The following is a 17,425-nucleotide window of genomic DNA, read 5'->3' on the forward strand; positions in this document are numbered from 1 at the left end:
TCGCTCGTCGCTATCAATTGGCGGAGAGAGTGGGACTCAGAGCCACCCCTGGAGCAAGACCAAATATCGCTGCAAAAACAGCATCTTCCGGTTAGCCGTGTGATTAACGTGTACCGCGAACGTGTACGTGGCGCAAGTTGGCTTTCAGTGACCATCCAAGGTCGGACACGATAACTGAATCCTTGCCTCGCCGCCGATGCAGCGGGAGGGCGCCTAGGCGCTCTCCGTTCTACAGATCCGGTCGGAAATGACACTTGAATCTCGCCCACGACTACTCAGCGGGTTGCGGATCAGGCACCAGATCCGCACTCCCGTCAGGGAGTGACGCGCGCGCATTCGAACGCATGCGAGTAAGGACCTCTCCAGATGCATCTCGTCAAAAGCAGATCGATTGTTGACCTGGAACCCGCGGCTAGCCGCAGGCCTTCGGTTTGCGCCCTGCCGCAACTCTAGTTTGCTCCCCACGAGGAGCCGGAGATCGCGGCACCAACGGTCGAGGGCCGACCGTCGAGCATGTGGCGATCTGGCTCAGCGCGCCTACGACGGCTCGCGGCTGACGTATGGATTTCCGGTAAGATGGCGGCCGGGGCGATGCGGCGACGGGTTTGCGAAATGAATTAGCAAATCCAGAGCGTGGGCGGGAGTGCTAGGCTAGTCCCGACGACCGCGGCGGCGGGCGCGCCACGGCAGGAGCTGCCGATCATGGAAGCCATACTGTCTCAACAACGTCTCGCGATTCCGCTTGGAGTGTGTGCGATCGGGATTGCCGTGTCCTGGCTGGCGGGAACTCCGTTCGGCCTGCTGGCTCCGATGGCTGCTCTCTTCCTCTTTGCACGCGGCCGCACCGTATTGCCGATTCATGCAGCTTTGGTGATCGGATTGGTCGGCACACTATTCGTCGCTCCATTTTATGGGGGAGCGGCGCACGACCTCGCCGTGACATGGGCGGCGTTCTTTGCTGTCTCGCTTTGCATCGGAGCAATCGTTGCGACCAGCGCGGCGGCATCACCCAGTGCTGAAGCCATGCTGGCGACGATCGCGAGGACGACACGTAAAGAGGCACCGCCCTATCCGGTAATCGGTCCTACCCTCCATGAAAAATCCACGCCTCGCCACTCGCCGTTCGTGGGGATCTCCGCCCAGGACGACAAGGCCACAGAAGCGCAGCTGGTCGCCGTCTCATTCTGGGGCGGTGTCCCGCTCCACATGAGGTACTGGCGACAACAACCCGACGGTAGCTATCGCTGGGTTGAGAGCCGCTCAGAGCCGCTGCACGAGCCCAGCGGCACCCGACTGTGGAACAGCGTGACCGCCGACATTGATGACCAAAGGCCGGCACAGGCGCTGCCAACGAAGATAGCATCCAACCCGTCGAGCGACGATAGTGCGGTTTGGGCGGCAAAGATGGTTGAAAATCTGCTTGGCAATGCGTGGGCTTTTGATCCTGCCGGGAGGCCGACCTACCTAACTCCACTCGCTCAGACTTTTGTCGCCGTGACTCTGGAAGAGTTCCAGGAAGCGGTGGATGAAGGCCATACTTTTTTCAAGCGCACGACCCATCCGGACGACTATGACCGCATCTCTGCAGCATGGCGTCGCAGCCTGCAGACAGGCGATCCGTTTTTTCTCGACCGCCGCATCCGGCGCGCGTCGGGTATTCATGAATGGAATCGAACCGGGTTCGTCCCGACACGCGACAGGCAGGGTCGTATCACGGGATGGTATGGCTCGACGATCGACTTGGACTCTCACAGGATCGCTGAGGCGGAATTACGCGACCGAGAGCGGGAGCTTTCACAGCTCGTGGACATGGTTCCAAGCCACATCTGGCGGCTCACTCCCGATGGCGAACCAATTTTCTTCAACAAGCGCATGGCCGATTTCCTCGGACTGGGTATCGCGGATATGGACAAGCCGGGCCTGAACCGGCTTGAGGCGATGTTAGAAACGGTCCATCCGGACGACGCAGCCGATTTCAGGGATACACTGCGCCGCTGCCTCGCCACTGGCGAGAGCTTCACCAAGCGGTATCGCTTGCGCCGCGCAGACGGCGTTTATCGCTGGATGTCAAGCAACGCTGAACCGATGCGGGATCAGGACGGGCGCATCGTTCAATGGTACGGGCTCTGTCACGACATCGAGGATCAGATGCATGCCGAAGAGGCGTTACGGGAGAGCGAGCGGCAGCTGCGAGAACTCGTCGACGTGGTCCCGGTCGCCATCGCGCGTCTGGCACCCAACGGCGATCCGACGTTCTTTAGCAAGCGCATGATCGATTTTCTCGGACTGGACGTGACGAATTTTGAAATGCCGGGCATGAGCCGGCTGGCGGCAGCCATAGCAACTGCCCTGCATCCCGATGATGCTGCCGGCTTCGCGGAAACACTCAACCGCTCTCTTGTCACCGGCGAGCCCTTCTATAGAAAATATCGCCTGCGTCGTGCGGACGGCGTGCATCGTTGGGTGGAGGGCCGCATCGAGCCGATGCGGGATGAGAACGGAGCGATTGTGCAATGGTACGGAGTATCTCTCGACATCGAAGATGAGGTGCGTGCGCGCGAGGCGTTGCACGACCGGGAGCGGGAGCTGTCGCAGCTCGTCGACATGGTGCCGATCCTCCTCTGGCGGCTGATGCCCGATGGCATCTGCACCTTCTTCAACAGGCGCTTGTTCGATTTTTTTGGCCGGGACGTAGCGGACTTTGACAAGCCGGGAAGGAGTCAGCTGGAGGTCGCGATCGATGAGGCTGTCCATCCCGACGATAAGGTAAGCTTTGGGGAGGAATTCAACCGCTGCTTCACCGCCGGCGAGAGTTTCGCCATGAGGTATCGCGCGCGCCGTTTTGACGGTGTGTATCGCTGGGTGGATGCGCGGTTTGAGCCAATGCGAGGTGAGGACGGGTGCATTCTGCAGTGGTATGGCCTCGCTCTCGACATAGACGATCAGATGCGCCTTTATCGCGAACTTGAGGAACGGGAAGCCAAGATTCGCCGCTTGGTTGATTCAGATATCATCGGGATCGTTATCTGGGACCTGGACGGACGGATTATCGACGCCAATGACGCGTTTCTCCGCATTGTCCAGTATGAGCGCGAGGATTTGCAGGCCGGGCTTCGATGGTTCGATTTGACGCCTCCGGATTGGCAAGACGTGCATGCCCGTGAGGAGCTCAAAGAGCTCGAGACGACGGGGATGATGCAAGCCCGCGAGAAAGAGTTTTTCAGAAAGGATGGCAGCCGGGTACCCGTACTGATCGGTGCTGCCTGCTTCGAGGGGCAGTCCAGGCAAGGAGTCGCCTACATTCTCGATTTGACCGAACGCAAACGTGCGGAAACCGCGTTGCGCGACCGCGAGCGTGAGCTTGCACAACTGGTGGATATGCTTCCGGTCCATATCAGGCGCTTGTCACCCGACGGCGAGGCGATTTTCTTCAACAAGCGGCTCGTAGACTTTGCCGGCATGGAATTGTCGCAATTGAGCAAGCGCGGCATGAGTGGGTTGGCAGGAACCATAGAGGCCCTTATCCATCCAGATGATACAGCGAGCCTGCAAGAAACCATCCGCAGCTCACTCGCCACCGGCGAAGGCTATGCCACACGATATCGTGCGCGTCGTGCGGACGGCGTGTACCGCTGGATGGAGGGCCGCGGGGAGCCGGTGCGGGACGAGAACGGAACGATCGCGCAATGGTACGGGGTGTCGATCGACATCGACGATGAGATGCGCGCGCGGCAGGCCGAACAGGCGCTGCGCGAAACTTCCGACAAACTCGCCAAGGCTACGCAAGCTGCGAGCCTTGCAGAGCTTTCGGCCTCGATCGCGCACGAAGTGAACCAACCACTCGCTGCGATCGTTGCAAACTCGCACGCCTGTCAACGCTGGCTTGAGAGCAATCCACCCAACCTAGAGCGCGCACGGCTCATTATGAATCGGACCATCCTGGATGCCAACTCAGCGGCGGAAGTCGTCAGCCGCGTCCGAGCCCTGTTCAGGCAAGCGGTGCAGCCGAAGAACTACACGGCTTACTCTACCGTCATTGACGAAGCGCGCAAGCTTGTGGCCGACGAGGCGGCGCGGCGACGCGTTCATATAAGGGTTGACATCGAACGCGACCTTCCGCTTATCGCGCTCGATCCGATTCAAATCCAGCAGGTCCTGATCAATCTCATCCGCAATGGCATGGATGCTATGGAATCCGCTGCCGGCGATAGAATTCTTGGGATGCGCGTTCGCCGCATGGTTGACGTGCTACAGACCGAAATAAGCGATTGTGGCCAGGGTATCGACTTTCCTGACAAGATATTTGAGCCGTTCTTTACGACAAAGGAGCACGGGATGGGCATGGGGTTGGCCATCTGCCGTTCGATCGTCGAGTCCCACGGCGGTCGTTTGTGGGCCGAGAACAACAAGCCTAACGGAGCGACGTTCATTTTCCGTTTGCCGTTTGAAGAGAATGCGGTCTTGAGGACGCGCCCCATCTCCACGTCGGCCGGCGCCGCTCGGCGACCGGAGAGTCGCTAGTGCGCACTGTGTGCAACATGCAGAGCTTGCAAAGGATCGCGCTGGATCGACTCGTTCATGGACCTGTCCTCGCCTCTGAAGGCACTTCGTTAATTGCACTGACAACGCGCGCGCCGTCGCCAATCGCTCGGCGTTTCGCCTGTCAGTCGCTTGAACGCCGCAGCGAATGCAGATTGCGAGGCATAGCCAAGCTCCACCGCTGCTGACATGATCGATTCATCGGTGTCACGCAACATCTTCATGGCCTTCTCGAGCCGATGCTGGCGCAGCCAGGCGTGAGGCGAAAGCCCCGTACTTTCCTTGAAGGCGCGGCAGAAGTGGAAGCGCGACAGGTCGGCATCCGAAGCCAGAGCCGAGAGAGAGACATCGGCGTCGCCGTTCGATCGCAAACGTTCGAGGGCGCGGCGCAGCTTTATCGGCGACAACCCCCCTGTGATCGGCTGTGAAGTGGTTGGCGCGCCGGCATGCGTGGCCAGAAGATCAGAGGGCTGTTGCCTAAACAAGGCATCCAGAGCCTCGTTACCCTCGAGGACATCCGCCGCATTCAGGAGCAGCCAGGATATGATGGTGTCCGGTGCTGTTCGATCCAGGAGATCGTCTGGTCCGGAGTGATCGGCTTCGCGTGCTACTCGCTCGAGTGTCGTGTGCGTAAGATATAGTTGGACGACGTCGATTAGTCCGGGACTATCCCGTCGGGCGAACGAGCCGGCCGGAATTATCGTCACCACGCCGGAACGCGCGGTTCCACTCGCAACTGAATTCCCGTCGCGTCGCTCCTGCCGTTGCACGCCTGAGGGGTATGAGACGACGTGATCAACCATGGGCTTGACAACGTCATGCAGGGCGCCGTGCTTCCGACGCGCGACCGCGTCCTCGGACGGGCCCGAGGCCATGCGAAGTGGCGCGATTCTAAGCACTCGCGCCATTTCGGCATCAGGGCGATGGTCGGCGATGGGCACGTCAATGGGGCGCGCGCTAGGCGCAACAGGTAGAGCCTCGAAAGAATTGTGCAGGACTGGCTTGTTCATAGCTTGTCCTCCCGTCAGGAAGGCGGTGCGATCATTCCCCGCAGGGGCCTCTCCGTGCGCCAAGGCGGCACGGTGCGCAATCATGATGGCATCCGCGGCAGGACGGTATCGTGCAGCAAGTCCAGTCTAGCTGGGTTCAGGGATAGGTTGATTTGTACCTTGGGCTAGTACGGACGGGATACGCGCTATCGCGAAGGACGTCCGCATAATCAGCTGGGGCGTCGATATAACGTTGATGGAGTTTTTCGCCCAACCGTCTCTTGCTCGACGTTTAACCGTGACAACGACGGCTACTGCGCATCGCCAAATTCACGGTCTCGAAAACCGATCTGACAACTCCGTACCGGTCCGTCCGGCCTGCTGACCCCCGAGGAGACCTGTTTCGTCAGCCGCAAATCTCGCGATTGTCCGAGTGCTGGGAGTGCGGCCGATGCGCCATCAAGACGCATCTCCCCACGGCCAACGCATCCGTTCGATCTGGAAGGGCGAGCCACGCTGTCAAACGCCATCCGGAACTGCCCCCTCTGCGTCATGAAGAACTGCCCCTACCCTCGGGTTCATGATGTCGGTTGAAGGTTGGCTCCGCCGCTGACGGGACGGAGGGAGGCGGAGCCGACCGGAGGGCCGTCAGCGGCGGGCGGCTGGATGAGGCCGCTCTTTCGCTTGGCGCGGAGCCGGTAGCTATCGCCGCGGATGGTCAGCACGTGGCTGTGGTGCAGTAGACGGTCGAGGATCGCAGTTGCGACCACCGGATCGGCGAACACGGTGCCCCATTCGGCAACGCTGCGGTTCGACGTGATCAGCATAGCGCCGGCTTCGTAGCGGCGGCTGACCAGCTGGAAGAACAGATGCGCCGCGTCGGGCTCCAGCGGCAGGTAGCCGAGTTCGTCGACGATCAGCAGCTTTGGCTTCGCCAGCGCGAGCAGTTTTTCGTCCAGGCGCCGCTCGCCATGCGCCTTGGCGAGGCCGGCGACCAGTGTCGTCGCCGTGATGAACTGCACCGTGTAACCGGCCAGGATCGCCTCTCGCCCGAGCGCGATCGACAAGTGCGTCTTCCCGACGCCCGGCGGGCCGAGCAGCAGCACGTTCTCGCCGTTGGCAATCCAGCGTGACGCGGCCAGGTCGCGGATCTGCTTCGGATCGATCGACGGCTGCGCCTCGAAGTCGAAGCCCGCAAGCTCCTTCACGGCCGGGAAGTGTGCGAGTTTCAGCGCCATCTCGATGCGGCGATGATCCTTGCGCTCGATCTCGCGCTCGCACAGCAGGATCAGCGTCTCACGCGCCGACAGGTTGGCGCGCGCCGCCTCGTCGAGCAGGTTGTCGAGCTGGTCGCGGATGCCGGAGAGCTGCAATCGCGCCAGCATGGCCTCGAGCCGATCGATTGGTGCCTCGGTAGCCTTCTTTGTGCGCGCCATCAGAAGCTCCCTCTGATCGCTGCTTCGTATTCGGCAAGAGGACGCAATAGCGAGGGCGGTGGAGACGACCCCGGCACCGTTGCTGCCGCAATCTCCGATCGGCAGACCACGCCATTGCGACCGGCAACACCGTCGAGGTGGGTGGAATCGACGATCCGCAGCCGGCGACCTTGCGATTGCTTGTGGATCGCAACCTCGCGCATGCCGTGGCGGATGCGCACCTCGCCAGCCGCGACCGTCACCGCCACGCGCTCGCCGATCAGCCGCCATGGCACCGAGTAGCTGTTCGTGTCGATCTCGACGGCACAATCGTTGCTGACGACGCGGGCCAGTTCGCGCAGCGATCCGAACGACGGCTGCCCGCCGAGCGGCTTCAACCGGTGTGCCTCGTCACGCGCAAAGCGAACCATCGGCGCCTCGCCGGTCGTGCCGTGGATCCGCACGTTCGCCACCTCACGCTCCCACGCGGCGAGGTGCGCCTCGAATGCCTCCCAGCTCGCGAAGGAATGCCCCGCGATCGCGTTCTTCTTCACGTAGCCGACGCCATTCTCCGTCTTGCCCTTCGTGCGCGCCCGATACGGCGCGCAGGCGCGAGGACGGAAGCCCCAATGCTTCGCGAACGCGATGAGCTTGTCATTAAACTGAACCGACCGGCTCACCGCGTCATGGCGCACCACGAGCGCGCGTGGATTGTCCATCAGCACTTCCTCCGGCACGCCGCCGAAGGCCGTGAACGTGCTTTCGAGCCCGGCGAACCAGTGCTCTTGCTTCTCGGCTCGGAACGCTCGCACATGCAGCCGTCGCGAATGCCCGAGCGTCGCCACGAACACGAACGCTTTGATCTTCACCCCGCCGATCTCGACCAGACGCTCGCCAAAATCGATCTGCAGCTGCCGGCCAGGGGGCGTCTCGAACCGCGTCGTCGCCAGCGACTCGGCCTTCAGCGCCTGGCGATAGGGCTGCACGGCGCGTTGCAGCGTTCGCCGGCTGACTGCCACGCCTTGCTCGGCCAACAGGTCCTGGCGCACCACATCCGCATTGCCGCGATGCCGAATGAACCTCTCGCGCAGCCAACCCTCAAGGCCATCAAGCCGTTTCGGGCGATCAGGCGACTTGAACACCCTCACTCCGCCCGCCGCCACGTACCCCTTTACCGTGTGATGGCTGCAGCCCAGCTCGCGCGCAATCCGCTTCAGACCCCACCCGCACGCCCTCAGGCGCAACATCTCCGCCACGTCATCCGGCGTCTTCATCACCTGCCCCCGTGGATCAATCCACGATGAGCCTTCCGTGATTCGTTCCTCTCTCATTCGCTCTCTCCTCGGCTATCCAAGGAGGGGGCAATTCCTCATGACGCCGAGGGGGCAGTTTTCCATGGCGCGCGACAGCCACGCGCCAGACAAGCTTATTCTCGCTCACGCTGGCAATGCCGTTTTTGTCCCGTGGCTTACGAGTGCGAGTTGAGAATGGCTTCGCGCACCCTATGGAAAGCTCTCGATCGCCCGTCAGGTGTTGGGAACCCGGTTCCCCTTGCTTCGTTCTGAAGGCTGAAGACTGCCGGCTGCCGGCATCATCATACTGGTCCAAACATAGCCTTTCGAATAGGTTGGCGTGGTTCGCCAACGTGGGATGATCAATTTCCATAGGAGTTTCAGATGTGACAGATCTGGCGAACTATATCGTCGAGACGCTTTGGGAGGATGAGCAATTTGTCCTGTCCCGGCGTGTGTCGCGCGATAAACACTCTTCGCTTCTGGTGAGCACACCTGCATCGGTTCAGCCAACGATGGAAACCGTGGCGCGACTCAATCATGCCTATGCGCTTCGGGACGAGTTGGATTCAGCTTGGGCGGCTCGACCCGTGGCACTGGAGTCTCGGGATGGAAGGCCTGCACTACTAATCGAGGACCCAGGCGGCGAAGTGCTTGCAAGACTGATTGGGACGCCTTGGGATTTGAAGCCATTTCTGTACGTTGCGATAGGCTTGGCTGTTTCACTCGGTCGTCTACACAACCGCGGCTTCATTCACAAAGACGTCAAGCCATCCAACATCTTAGTCAACATCGAGAGCCGCGACCTGTGGCTGGTCGGTTTCGGTATCGCGTCCCGCCTGCCGCGTGAGCGGCGAACACCCGAGCCGCCAGAGATCATCGCGGGAACGCTTGCCTACATGGCACCTGAGCAGACTGGTCGCATGAATCGGTCTATCGATTCGCGCAGCGATCTTTATTCGCTCGGCATCACGCTGTACGAGATACTCACCGGGACGCTTCCGTTTACAGCCTCGGATCCCATGGAGTGGATCCATTGCCACATCGCTCGGCAGCCGGCACCGCCCGACGAGCGGACGAATGGAATTCCGGCTCCAGTTGCTGCGATCGTGATGAAGCTTCTGGCCAAGACCGCCGAGGACCGCTACCAGACCGCGGCCGGCGTCGAGAGCGATCTCCGACGCTGTCTCGCCGAATCTGACCTACATGGGCGGATCCGCCAGTTTGCGCTTGGCGAAAACGACACTCCAGACCGGCTTTTGGTACCAGAGAAGCTGTACGGGAGAGCGCGCGAGGTCGATACCTTGCTCGCCTCCTTCGATCGCGTCGTCAAGAGCGGCAAGCCCGAACTCGTTCTGGTCTCCGGCTATTCCGGGATCGGCAAATCCGCTGTCGTCAATGAGCTGCACAAACCGCTGGTTCCTCCGCGGGGCCTTTTTGCATCGGGCAAATTCGACCAGTACAAGCGCGATATCCCCTACGCGACCCTGGCGCAGGCTTTTCAAAGCCTTATCCGACCGCTTCTGAGTAAGCCCGAAGAAGAGTTGAGCAAGTGGCGCAGTGCCCTTCGTGAGGCACTAGACCCGAACGGACAACTGATGGTGGATCTGGTCCCGGAACTAAAGGCCGTTGTCGGCGAGCAGCCGCCGGTTCCTGAACTTCCACAACAAGAGGCCCAGCACCGCTTCAATCTGGTATTCCGTCGATTTATCGGTGTATTCGCGCGTCCTGAACATCCCCTGGCCCTGTTTCTCGACGATTTGCAATGGCTCGACGCGGCGACGTTAGACCTGATTGAGGAGCTCCTGACACAGCCGGACGTGAAGCACTTGATGTTGATCGGCGCTTATCGGGACAATGAAGTGGGCCCGACCCATCCCTTGCCGCGCAAACTGCAAGCCATGCGCGACGCCGGAGCATTACTGAAGGACATCGTACTCGCGCCTCTAACTCGCGAAAACCTGGAGCAGTTGATTGCAGATTCTCTTCATTGTGAACCGCAGCATGCTGGACCGCTCGCAGAACTGGTTCATGACAAAACGACCGGCAATCCTTTTTTTGCGATCCAGTTTATTTCTACACTGTTTGAACAAGACTTGCTGACCTTTGATCAGGTCAAAGGACGATGGTCTTGGGATCTGAATCGCATTCACGCCAAGGGGTACACCGACAATGTGGTCGATCTCATGGTTTGGAAGCTGACCCGCCTCGCCCCTCAGACCCAGGACGCATTGAAGCAGTTAGCCTGCTTGGGTAACAGCGCGGGCTTCATGGCACTACACTTAGTCTACCAGGACTCAATGGAGAAAATGCATGCCCAACTTGCCGAAGCCGTTGGCGCAGGATTTGTCTTTCAGTCAAAAGATTCGTATCGCTTCGTTCACGACCGCGTTCAGGAAGCAGCCTATTCCCTGATTCCGGAGGCACGGCGCGCGGAGGCTCACCTCCGAATCGGCAGGCTATTGGCGTCGCACATCCCTCCTAGCGAACGGGAAGAGGGAATCTTCGAGATCGTCAATCAGCTCAACCGCGGCGCCGCCCTGATCAGCTCACGCGGGGAGAAAGAGCAGTTGGCGGAGTTTAACCTGATTGCGGGCAAGCGAGCGAAAGCCTCGACGGCCTACGTTTCGGCGCTGCGCTATTTCGTCGCTGGCACCGCACTTTTGGAAGACGACGGCTGGGAATACCGGCAGGATCTCAAATTCGCCCTGGAGATGCAGCGTGCCGAATGTGAGTTTCTGACCGGCGAATATGCCCTCGCAGAGAAACACCTCTTGGCCCTGCTCGGACGCGCAGCAACTGTGGTCGACAGGGCCGCTGTCACGCGGTTGCGTCTGGCCCTTTACCTGACCCTTGACCGGCCCGATCGCGCCATAGAGGTCGGGTTGGAATATCTTCGCCATGTCGGCATCGAATGGTCACCGCAACCATCGGAGGAGGACGTCCGTCAAGAACTCCAGCGGATGCGGCAACTACTCGACAGCCGAGCGATCGAACAACTCATTGATCTCCCGTTGATGAGCGATCTGAGTTATCGCGCAACAATGGACGTTCTCTCGAATCTGTTCGCACCCACGCTGCTCACTGACAGCAATCTGTACGACCTGGTCGTCCTTCGCATGACTACGCTCAGCCTCGAGCACGGCAACTATGATGCCTCGTGCTATGCTTATTCCCACATTAATCGGGTCTTGGGATTCCGTTTCGGCGACTACCAGACGGCTTTGCGCTTCGGCCAGCTCGCCTGCGATCTCGTCGCGAAGCGCGGCTTGGATCGTTTCGAAGCTCGGGTCTATGCATCTTTTGGGGCATTCGCCGTTCCCTGGGTGAAAGACCTGTCGGCCAGTCGCACGTTCATAAGGCGTGGCTTCGAAATGGCGAACGCGAGTGGCGATCTGACCTATGCGATCTTCGGCTTCAAGAATCTGATCACGAACCTTCTGGTCTCGGGAGAACCGCTCGAGGAGGTACATCGCGAAGCGGAACAGGGGCTCGCAATTGCTCGCAAGGCGCGGTTCGGTTTCGCCGTCGATTGGTTCACCGCACAACTCATGCTGATTCGCTCTCTTCGTGGGTCGTCGCTGGATCTCGATTCGCCCGACAACGCGGGGTACGGCGACAGTTGGTTCGAGCGGCACCTCGAGGAAGACCCGCCTCTTGCACTCTGCACGTGCACGTATTGGATGCACAAGCTGCAGGCCTGCGTGCTAGCGCAAGATTACCCAGCCGGCATCGACGCGGCAGCGCGAGCTGCCGCCCTGCTTTGGTCGACACGGTCATTCTTGGAGGCTGCAGATTATCATTTCTACGCCGCACTGTCGCGAGCGGCTGCCTGTGATTCTGCGAATGGCGAGGAGCGTACCCAGCATTTTGACGCGCTCCTTAACCACCATAGGCAACTCACGGTGTGGACAGAGAACTGTCCCTCAAATTTTGCGAACCGCGCCGGATTGGTCAGCGCCGAAATCGCGCGGCTGGAAGGGCGCGATCTTGACGCCATGCGCTTCTACGACGGAGCCATTCGATCGGCGCGAGAGCACGGATTTATTCAGAACGAGGGTATCGCCAACGAACTCGCCGCGCGGTTTTACGCGACGCGCAGCTTCGAGACGATCTCCAACGCCTACCTGCGCAACGCGCGTCACTGCTACCTCCGTTGGGGCGCCGACGCCAAGGTACGCCAGCTCGATCGGCTCTACGGGTACCTAGGCGGAGAGCCGGCGTTGCCGCATGCCACGTCGACGATCAGCACGCCGATCGAGCAGCTCGATTTCGCTACCGTTATAAAGGTCTCGCACGCAGTCTCGGGCGAGATGGTCTTGGAAAAGCTGATCGACCGTTTGATGCGCACGGCGATTGAGCACGCCGGTGCTCAACGAGGCGTGTTGATCCTCCGGCGGGCTGACGATTTGCAAATAGCGGCGGAAGCGACCACCAGCGGTGACGCCATCATCGTGAGTCCGCGAGAAGCGAGCATCACGCCCGCTGGGCTACCGGAGTCGGTCGTCCATTATGTCGTGCGCACTCAGGAGAGCGTTATTCTGAACGATGCCTCAGCCGAGAACCCGTTTTCCTCCGATGTATATGTCCGTGAGCATCACGCCCGCTCCATCCTGTGCCTACCCTTGATTAATCGGGCCAAACTCATTGGCGTGCTCTATCTGGAGAACAACCTGACGCCCCACGTATTTACCTCGGCGCGGATAGCGGTACTTGAACCTCTAGCCTCGCAAGCGGCGATCTCGCTGGAAAATGCACGTTTGTATAGAGACGCACAGCAAATGGAGGCCTACCTGAAGGCCGCGCAGACACTAAGTCACACTGGCAGTTTCGGCTGGCGCCTTGGCACTGGGGAAATAGTCTGGTCGGAGGAAACTTATCAAATCACCGGCTATGATCGCGGGACGAAGCCAACGCTTGAACTGATTTTTGCACGAATTCATCCGGAAGACGTCGCCTCCGTGCAAGACGCGCTCGATCGCACGACTCAGAACGGGACGGATCTTGATTTTGAACACCGATTTCTTCTGCCTGATGGATCCGTTAGGTACGTTCATGTTGTCGCAAATGCCATAAGAGATGAATCAGGAGACATCGAGTATGTTGGCGCGATAATGGATATTACCGAGCGCAAGCAGGCAGAAGATGCCCTACGCAAATCGCAGGGAGAACTGGCTCATGTCGCGAGGGTCATGACTATGGGAGAGCTGGTAACCTCCATCGCTCATGAAATTAATCAGCCGCTTGCCTCTGTGGTCACTAGTGCCACCGCCTGTTTACGTTGGCTTGATGCAGAGAAGCTCGGGGAAGCGAGGCGGTCTGCCACGCGGGCGATTGCAGAAGGTCATCGCGCCAGCGAAATCATCGGCCGAATACGCGCGCTGGCCAACAAAGCACCGCCGCGCAAGGATCGGATCGATGTTAACGAGACAATACTTGAAGTCATTGCGCTGGCACGCGGCGAGATGCAACGCAATGGTGTAGCGTTGGAGACCCAACTCTCGGAGCACGTACCGGTCATTCTGGCTGACCGCGTCCAGTTACAGCAAGTGATTCTCAATCTAATTGTGAATGCCATCGAAGCGATGAATGGAGTTAGCGAAGGCCTGCGAGTATTGTTGGTTCGATCCGGCGACGATGACACGAAGCACGTCGTGATCTCTGTGCAAGACTCAGGTCCGGGCCTCGATCCGAGTAGCCTCGAACATCTTTTCGATGCCTTCTATACGACCAAGCCTCACGGCCTGGGCATGGGGCTGTCGATCAGTCGATCGATTATAGACGCCCATGGCGGGCGGCTGTGGGCGACGGCAAATGTGCCACAGGGCGCCATTTTTCAATTCACGCTACCCATTGGCGGCGAGAGAGCGGCCTGACTGACCATGGTCTAGGTCGTCTCCTTCTCGCGTAGTCCCTCAGGCAGGGCTTCCCAAGCGCGGATGATTTCTCCAACCGATGCTGCCTGCATTTTTCTCATGACGTTGCCACGGTGGAGCTTCACCGTAGTCTCGGTGATGCCGAGATCAAACGCAATCTGCTTGTTCAGGCGTCCATTCGCTATCTCGCGTAGGACCTGGCGCTCGCGCGGTGTGAGGATGGCAACTCGTTCCAGATGACGCTTGACGACCCGCGCTGACTCCCTCCGTGCTATATCCGTTGCGATGCCGACACCTACTGCGTCGAGTAAGGTCTGGTCCCGCACCGGTTTGGTGAGAAAATCAACCGCCCCTGCCTTCATCGCGTGCACGCTCATGGGGATATCGCCATGTCCGGTGAGAAAGATGATGGGCTTGGCATCATCGCTCATGGCGAGGTGGTTCTGAAGATCAAGACCACTCAATCCGGGCAGGCGGACGTCAAGGATGAGGCACCCAGGCCGATCCGGAAGTTCTGAGTCCAGGAACTCGCGTGTTGATTCAAAACACGCGGAATCGATGCCTGCCGACATCATGAGTTCCTGCAGCGCCGTCCGCACCCTCTCATCGTCGTCGACGATCAGAACGAGCGGACGTTCGTCTCGTTCGACGCGACTCTTCGGCGAGATCCGTTGACGCTCCGGGCGCATTTCCTGTGGATCATTTGGCATGTCACTAGCCTCCATCTCCGCTCTGCAAGGCTTGACCTATCGCAGCAAGCAGCGCCTGGCCGTCGAAGGGCTTGCGAAAAAAATGACTTCCCTGGGCTACCGCCCGCTGTTGATCCGCTATCTCATGCCGAGCGGTGATGAAGATGACCGGCAATTCGGGACGCGCCTCCTTCACCAACTCGTTTAATTCAAAGCCATCAATGGCCGGCATGCCGATGTCGGTAATGATGCAGTCTGACTCGGATAGCGCGGTATCATCTTCCAAGAATGACATGGCAGATTTGAACGACCGAACCGAATAGCCCGCCGACTCAAGTAGATCCCGCAGGGATTCGAGAAGCCGATGGTCGTCATCGACAGCGGCAATGCTGAAGGTTCGGAGTGGCATTCAGGTGTTTCCAGCTCGTCTTGAGTGAGTAATGGGAATCTGAAGTTTCTCTGCGATCCTCACCAGATCGGCGAGCGAGGCCGCCTCCATCTTCTGCATGATCTTGCTTCGATGAATCTGGAGGGTAATCTCGCTGATGCCGAGTTCCGCCGCCGCCTGCTTATTGAGCAGCCCGCTGACCACCAGGGGAAGCACTTCGCGTTCGCGGGGCGTAAGACTGGCGAGGCGCTCTCGCAGCGTCTCGAACTCCGCGCGCTCCTGCCGAAGCGCCTGATCCCGCTCAATGGCAGATCGGATCGCATCGACCAGATCACGCTCCGTGAACGGCTTTGTCAGGAAATCGACCGCGCCGTCCTTGATTGCGCGCACGGACGAGGGAATGTCGCCATGCCCGGTAAGGAAAACGATGGGGGGGTGGTCGCCGTGCGAAATTTGCTTTTGAAAGTCCAGGCCGTTGATGTCCGGCAGCTCGACGTCCAGGATCAGGCAGGCCGGCAAATTGGGCCTTGTGTAAGACATATATTCGCTCGCCGACCCCAAGGCTACAGATCGCCAGCCCAGGGATTCCAAGAGATCGGATAGCGACTCGCGCATGCGAGCGTCGTCATCGACGATGAAGACGATGAATTTATCGGGGCTCATGCCGCCCCCCTGCTTGGATTGGCAGCGTGAAGATGAGACTTGTTCCACTCGGCTGGTTGTTGATCGACCACAACCGGCCATTGTTTGACTCGATGATTGAGACAAGCGGCCCGGTTGGATCAACCGGCCACCCCTGCCCCGACTTGCTCTCCTCTACCAGCCGAGACTCTCGCTTCAGGGGAAAGCCCAAATTTGTCACGGGGTGCTCCTAGCGGACTGCAACGTCCTGATCCGTCGAAATCATCGCGCCTCGAGTTGAAACTCAGCAGTGACAATAGCAGAGCCGATCCACACTGCATGTAATGGAAATCTATGAGGGAGGGGTCGCCGAACCAAGTTCGGCTCGGGGGCGTTCGCGGGCCGACGGCTGACCGAGTGTCTCGCGCGATTGGGCGCGCAATAGCGCATAAACCTGGAGCCATTTCTATCCCAAAGTACAGGTCGACCTGCCTGCTCAACCAGTGACACCCGACAGAGCGTACGATACCGCCGCGCGGCATTTGCGAGCATAGGTAAGGCAACGACTTTTCACCTCCCTGGCGCGCGAGGAGAGCTGCATGAGCAAGCTAATCATTCGCCATCGTTCAGAAGAGCCGCCGCCTGCGCCCGAGGCGGACCAGGACAACTCTCAGGCGAGCCGAACCAATTCCCAGATTGCCGAGCGACCTCACGCCGATGCGGAAATGACGCGCGTGCTCAAGACGGCGCCACTGCGCAGGACTTCGGATTCATCCAGCGGCGTGATCACTTTCTGGAGGCATGATCCCCTGCACGACGTGGTCAAGCCCATGGCCGATCATGTCATCATGGCTTTTCCCGCCGAGCCAGTGCGGTTCGAGCGCCGCGACGGGAAAGCGCAGGTGAACGGAATGACGCGCCCCGGAACCGTGACGCTCATTCCGGCCGGCTCAACCTCCCGATGGGACATCTACCAGCCTTTGAGCGTCCTTCAGCTCTATCTTCCCCAAACGACGCTCAATCACGTTGCCCAGGAAGCCGGCACAACCGCTCCTGGCGACCTTGTGGAACGAACTGCGCATCCCGACTCGATTACATCCCGATTGCTGCTGAGTGCGGCCGACGCCCTTGAAGGCTCCGCGGCGCTGGATGCGCTGTTCAGGCACCAACTGACGGATCTTTTGGCTACCCGCCTGCTCTCGGCGTACGCCGGTTCCCCCGCAATGTTCCGGCCGGCCATGGGCGGGCTGTCGCCCAGGGTGCTGGGGCGTGCCATTGAACGCCTGCGTTCGGACAGCGATGCGGACGTATCGCTTGCCGCGCTGGCCGCGGATGCTGGCCTGTCGCGATTTCACTTCTGCCGTGCCTTCAAGGAAAGCACCGGGTTGTCGCCGCATGCCTGGCTGCGCCAGTACCGGCTCGAGCAGGCCATGAACATGCTTCGCAACACCGATACGTCGGTCGTCTCGGTCGCAGCCGAGCTTGGCTATTCCTCGCAGACCGCCTTCGCTGCGGCATTCAGGAAGCTAACTGGCGAGAGCCCGAGCGATTGGCGACGACAGATGCGATGAGCATCTTGCCCGATGCTGGCCCGGTGAATGGTTGATGGCATCATT

9 protein-coding genes are annotated in these 17,425 nt (G+C 59.9%); 3 read left to right on the top strand and 6 right to left on the bottom strand.

Features of this window, described 5'->3' with window-relative positions; all coding sequences use genetic code 11:
• Positions 1–702: 702 nt before the first annotated feature.
• Positions 703–4,521 (top strand): PAS domain-containing protein, encoded by a 3,819-nt coding sequence (locus QQL28_RS03870; RefSeq protein ID WP_284261279.1) that lies wholly within the window; start codon positions 703–705, stop codon positions 4,519–4,521.
• Between the two features lie 89 nt (positions 4,522–4,610).
• Here QQL28_RS03870 and QQL28_RS03875 read toward each other — a convergent pair whose 3' ends face one another.
• The 3 genes from QQL28_RS03875 to istA all read right to left on the bottom strand — a co-directional run bounded on the left by QQL28_RS03875 (position 4,611) and on the right by istA (position 8,274).
• Complete coding sequence (locus QQL28_RS03875) at positions 4,611–5,549, bottom strand: helix-turn-helix domain-containing protein (RefSeq protein WP_284261281.1); 939 nt, start codon at positions 5,547–5,549, stop codon at positions 4,611–4,613.
• Between the two features lie 557 nt (positions 5,550–6,106).
• A complete protein-coding gene (gene istB, locus QQL28_RS03880) occupies positions 6,107–6,964 on the bottom strand; it encodes an IS21-like element helper ATPase IstB (protein WP_284261286.1) in 858 nt (285 codons plus the stop codon).
• Positions 6,964–8,274: an IS21 family transposase gene (gene istA / locus QQL28_RS03885; protein ID WP_431309570.1), complete on the bottom strand. Its 1,311-nt coding sequence runs from the start codon at positions 8,272–8,274 to the stop codon at positions 6,964–6,966. Before istA ends, istB begins: the two co-directional genes overlap by 1 nt.
• 347 nt (positions 8,275–8,621) lie before the next feature.
• Between istA and QQL28_RS03890 the strand changes: the two genes are divergently transcribed.
• Positions 8,622–14,111: a trifunctional serine/threonine-protein kinase/ATP-binding protein/sensor histidine kinase gene (locus QQL28_RS03890; protein ID WP_284261290.1), complete on the top strand. Its 5,490-nt coding sequence runs from the start codon at positions 8,622–8,624 to the stop codon at positions 14,109–14,111.
• 11 nt (positions 14,112–14,122) lie between these two features.
• Here QQL28_RS03890 and QQL28_RS03895 read toward each other — a convergent pair whose 3' ends face one another.
• From QQL28_RS03895 to QQL28_RS03905, 3 genes are read right to left on the bottom strand one after another with little or no spacing between them, the layout of a single operon-like run.
• The gene (locus tag QQL28_RS03895) at positions 14,123–14,800 is read right to left on the bottom strand and encodes a response regulator transcription factor (protein WP_284261557.1); all 678 of its coding nucleotides are present in this window, start codon (positions 14,798–14,800) and stop codon (positions 14,123–14,125) included.
• Positions 14,801–14,825: 25 nt separating this feature from the next.
• Complete coding sequence (locus QQL28_RS03900; protein WP_284261292.1) at positions 14,826–15,209, bottom strand: response regulator transcription factor; 384 nt, start codon at positions 15,207–15,209, stop codon at positions 14,826–14,828.
• On the bottom strand, positions 15,210–15,851 hold the full coding sequence (locus tag QQL28_RS03905) for a response regulator transcription factor (RefSeq protein WP_284261295.1): 642 nt from the start codon (positions 15,849–15,851) through the stop codon (positions 15,210–15,212).
• 557 nt (positions 15,852–16,408) lie between these two features.
• Here QQL28_RS03905 and QQL28_RS03910 point away from each other — a divergent pair.
• Positions 16,409–17,380, top strand: a complete 972-nt coding sequence (locus tag QQL28_RS03910) for a helix-turn-helix transcriptional regulator (protein WP_284261299.1) — start codon at positions 16,409–16,411, stop codon at positions 17,378–17,380.
• Positions 17,381–17,425: the final 45 nt, after the last annotated feature.

Origin of the sequence: Bradyrhizobium iriomotense, assembly GCF_030160715.1 — a bacterium.
Taxonomy (GTDB): domain Bacteria; phylum Pseudomonadota; class Alphaproteobacteria; order Rhizobiales; family Xanthobacteraceae; genus Bradyrhizobium; species Bradyrhizobium iriomotense.

What these genes read in the sequence shown, in the direction of transcription:
- QQL28_RS03870 (WP_284261279.1), top strand. Translation starts at nt 703, where the DNA reads ATGGAAGCCATACTGTCTCAACAACGTCTCGCGATTCCGCTTGGAGTG.
- QQL28_RS03875 (WP_284261281.1), bottom strand. Translation starts at nt 5,549, where the DNA reads ATGAACAAGCCAGTCCTGCACAATTCTTTCGAGGCTCTACCTGTTGCG.
- istB (WP_284261286.1), bottom strand. Translation starts at nt 6,964, where the DNA reads ATGGCGCGCACAAAGAAGGCTACCGAGGCACCAATCGATCGGCTCGAG.
- istA (WP_431309570.1), bottom strand. Translation starts at nt 8,274, where the DNA reads ATGAGAGAGGAACGAATCACGGAAGGCTCATCGTGGATTGATCCACGG.
- QQL28_RS03895 (WP_284261557.1), bottom strand. Translation starts at nt 14,800, where the DNA reads ATGCGCCCGGAGCGTCAACGGATCTCGCCGAAGAGTCGCGTCGAACGA.
- QQL28_RS03900 (WP_284261292.1), bottom strand. Translation starts at nt 15,209, where the DNA reads ATGCCACTCCGAACCTTCAGCATTGCCGCTGTCGATGACGACCATCGG.
- QQL28_RS03905 (WP_284261295.1), bottom strand. Translation starts at nt 15,851, where the DNA reads ATGAGCCCCGATAAATTCATCGTCTTCATCGTCGATGACGACGCTCGC.
- QQL28_RS03910 (WP_284261299.1), top strand. Translation starts at nt 16,409, where the DNA reads ATGAGCAAGCTAATCATTCGCCATCGTTCAGAAGAGCCGCCGCCTGCG.